Source organism: Methanosphaera sp. (genome assembly GCF_016282985.1).
Classification (GTDB): Archaea; Methanobacteriota; Methanobacteria; order Methanobacteriales; family Methanobacteriaceae; genus Methanosphaera.
On record NZ_JAEELZ010000025.1, the window covers coordinates 1 to 4,204 of the forward strand.

1 protein-coding gene and 1 pseudogene are annotated in these 4,204 nt (G+C 32.1%); one reads left to right on the top strand and one right to left on the bottom strand.

Translation table 11 applies throughout. The annotated features are described in order from the left end of the window. A pseudogene (locus QZZ11_RS01350) lies at positions 1-1,529 on the bottom strand (hypothetical protein); the annotation flags it as partial. A gap of 389 nt (positions 1,530-1,918) precedes the next feature. On the opposite strand from QZZ11_RS01350, the gene QZZ11_RS01355 reads away from it, so the two are divergent. Next, a partial coding sequence (locus QZZ11_RS01355; RefSeq protein ID WP_292472833.1) for a hypothetical protein occupies positions 1,919-4,204 on the top strand: 2,286 nt, incomplete at its 3' end.

Consider the following 4,204-nt stretch of genomic DNA (forward strand, 5'->3'; position numbering starts at 1 on the left):
ATATAAAAATTTTTAACGGTTTGAGGTACATACCATATATTTATAATAGTAGTTCCGGTAAGTTTTTTGAAATTGAAATTCAAAAATGTTTCATCAGTACCAAAATATTCTGCAATATTCTCCTCAGTAATATCAATAACTTCTACTTCTCCTTCAGATTTGACTTGTCTAGTTGATTTCTTATTTAATAAGGAATTAAGATTGTTGGATGTTAATAAATCAGAATGAGGTACATATACAATATTTCCGTATTTATTTGTAGTATTGGTAATACTATTATCCTCACATACTGTTGTATTTGTAGCTGCTTTATTAACAATTAAACGATATATGGTATTGTTACATAAAATACAATTTGGACCTGTTACTGTTACTGTTGAGTTTTCTGCATTGTTGTTTTTGAATATGCATCTTTCTGGTAGTGATACGCTTGAGTGGAATGTGTTTCCCATTATGGTACTGTTTTTTGTTCCTGCGAATGAACCGTACACTTCATTGTTTATGTAGCTGTTTCCTTCGTATGTATCATTGAAGTCTCCTGTTAATGTTGCAGTTGGACTTATCCATTGACCACTGAATGATGATGCTACTGAAACGTTATTTCCTTCAAATTTGTTGCTGTGTCCACTTACTACTACTCCAACACATACTCCTCCACTTAAGTTGACTGTGGATATTCTGTTGTTGGTGATGTTGTTGTAGGTGTTCGTGTTTACGTCAGTGTATAATACATTAGGAATATTGTATGTTGTTAAGTACACTAGGTTTCCAACATTTCCTTCACCGATAATTGTGTTGTTATCGATTGTACAGTAGTCTGCCTGAGCTAATACTATGCTACTGCTTCCACTATTGTTGCATGTGTGGATATAGCTGTTTTTAACTGTTACATATGTTGAATTTTCTCTAATACTTAGTACTCCTACTCCTGAACCAATTCTTTGGTTGTAAACTGTAATGTTAACATTGTCAAATGTTACATGTGTAGAATTTTTGACAAATATTTGTGTGTTGTGGAAGTTTATGTTTGTAATATTAGTGTATCCTGTATTTATTATATTAAATGAATTACCTGTTTCATTACCAGTGTAACTTCCACTAGTAGTATTTAAATCTAATGTAAATCCATTTCCAGTAATAATTACTGCTTTATCAACTTTATAACTTGAATTAAAACGATTCACATTTCCTGTGAAATTTAAGGTATCTCCAGCGTTAACATTACTTTCAAAACCTGCTGCTTTGAAGTATGTATCAAATGTAGTATTGTTTACATTATGAGTTGTAGGAGTTATTGCTCTCGTTTGTTCACTAATTGATTCTTTTGTAACAGTCTCTGTTACATCTTTTTTAATTTCATTCTCTGTCAGTACTGTTGTTTGCACATCTGTGTTGTCTGTAGTATGTGTGACTGCTGGTGTTGTTACTGATTCATCTGTTGAATCGTTTACATCAGCTGCTACTGCTACGGACATCATGGCAACTAGCATCACTGCCAAGAAAATGAAATACGTTTTCTTTAAAAACATTTTCTTATCACTTCTATATTTTTATTAATAATTTCTTTTAACCCCTGACAAATTAAATAATCGAATATATCACTTTAATAAGAGTAATTCTTCGAATTATATTTTTTTTAGTCATTAAATAGGGGCTTGAAATTATTAATTACCATTTTTTTTAGAGGATAATTTTAATATTATTATCATTCCATAACAAAATAATCAAAATCATTAATTATGTATTTGATTATTCTATTTTATTGGAATTTATTAAGATTATCCATATTTATTTATATATTTACAAACATATTTATAGATTATATTAAGAGTTTTTAATGAAAAAAAACGATAATATGTGAATATTATTATGATTATATAGTCATAATATGTTTTTTCTTAATTAGAGGTTTTAGTTTATGTATTTTAAGAGAAAATACTTCATATTTTTCATTGTTTTATTGGTTGCCCTGATGGGCATGGCATCTGCTACAGATGCTGATGATTCCACACAGACAGACACTAGTTATACAAGTACTGGTAGCATGGCAACTGATACTCATGAAAATATCGAAGCAAATATAAATAATGAGGATACTTATACTCTGAAAGATTACATTGTACCCTCAAGTAATGAAAATAATATCAAAAGTAGAAATAATAGCTTAAATAATGAGCAAAATGATAACTTTGAAACGGATATCCCTCCTCTTCAGAAGAAAAGTATAGGCAAAGTTAAAACACAGTCAAACGAAAATATAACTACAATTACAGATGAAAATTACAACAATTACATGTCAATATCCAGTAGTGGTAAAGTCACCCTCAACCGTGACTACTTTGTTGCAGGAAAAAATTACACGATTAACTTAACCTACTTCCCAAATGAGGCAAACAAGTTTGAAGTGAACTTTTACAGCAACAGCTACAAGAATGATAACCTTAAGATAATTGGAAATGGAATTACAATTAATGATACTAACTTTATCATTAATAAAAACAGTTTCAATTCAATTGTCCTGGAAGATATGGTCTTGAATTATAATCCTGATTACATGGGAGATTATGTTAATGTCAGTTCCGTGACATTGAACAATGTTACTATTAATGTTGATACTCAACGGGAAACCTTTTCAATACTCTTAACAGTCAGTGGAGAAAAGACTATTGTTGAAAACTGTACCATTAATGCCAATCTTCCTAGTACTCAGATAGATTGGTATACTCCAGGTATTCCTCGTATGCCCAAAGGTGTGGGTGTTTGGATAACCAGTAATAATGTTACTCTAGCAAACAATGTGATTAATGTAAGTGAATCCAATGTTGAAACAGTAAATGAGTCATATTACCGAAGTCTTTATGGTATTTATTCCAGTGGCAGTTACACAACACTTCGTAACAATACATTCCTATTGAATGGAACTCAGTACAGTTATGGTATTGTTGTCCGGTCATTAAATAACCTGATTTGTGACAATAATATAACAGTAATCTCAGAGTATTATGCGGCCGGTATTAATGTTGAAGGAGAGAGTATTAATAATAATTTAATGTGCAATAATATCATTAATGTTTCAGCAGGTTTTGGTGTAACTGATCATGGTAATCCTGATGTTGCTTATGCATGTCTGATATTGGACTTTAGCTGTGGTGGAGAAAACTACGTGGCAAGTTCCAGATCAATGTGTAATAACAGTTACATTAACAATACGGTAATATGTGATGGACGTCAGGTTTATGGTTTTGAATTGTGGGGTGGAGTAAACACCACAATCAGCGGAAATAATCTGACAGTTACAGGTACCCTCCCATTAGGTATAGGGGCAATCGGTATAAACACGACCATGGAAAACAACATAATCTTTGCAGATGGAACTTCCAACAGCACCGAGGGCAGTGCAGATTACATTAAGCCAAGAACAGCAGGCATATATGCTTTTGGTATGAAGGAAGGAAACAGCATAAAAAATAATACAATCGCCGTAACCAATGGTAGAGCATTACGGTTTGAAAGTGCCAAAAATATGTTCATAGAAAACAACTTCCTACTAACTGAAGACTATGCATACGTCATAGAAGTTGACAACATAAACAACACATTCAAATACAATGCAATCTTAGGTGAAGGCACTACAGAAGAGGTTATAAAAGACACAACGGATGATGAAAATACTTATATCAATAACCGGGAACCTGTAAGTAGTCAGTTAGTTATTTCACCAGATTACATACCATTGAATGAAGAAGAAAATATCACAGTATTACTTAAAGATGTAGAAGGAAACAGTATATCTGGTCAATATGTTCAAGTACAAATTGATGGGAATTTACAAACGTATATTACTGGTGTTGATGGAACAATATCAATACCTGTGGGTTCTACAATAGCAAAAACTATGGAAGTTAGTGTTGAATATGAATGTTACAATGACTTTGGATGTGTAGCTTCAAAACAGATAAGAATTGCAGAACCTATCATACTTACACCTGATAACTTTGACATGTACATAACCAATGGATTGTTGAATGAGAATGTGCCGGAGGGTGCTACTATTGATGTACATGGTAAGTTTGATAATGAAAGATATGCATTTAACATAACCAAGCCGGTTAATATGTTATCCACTACAGGTGATGCTTTCTTCTGTTTCTATTCAACACCTAAACTTGAAGGAACCAGTGAACTTCCTGATTATTCATTCATA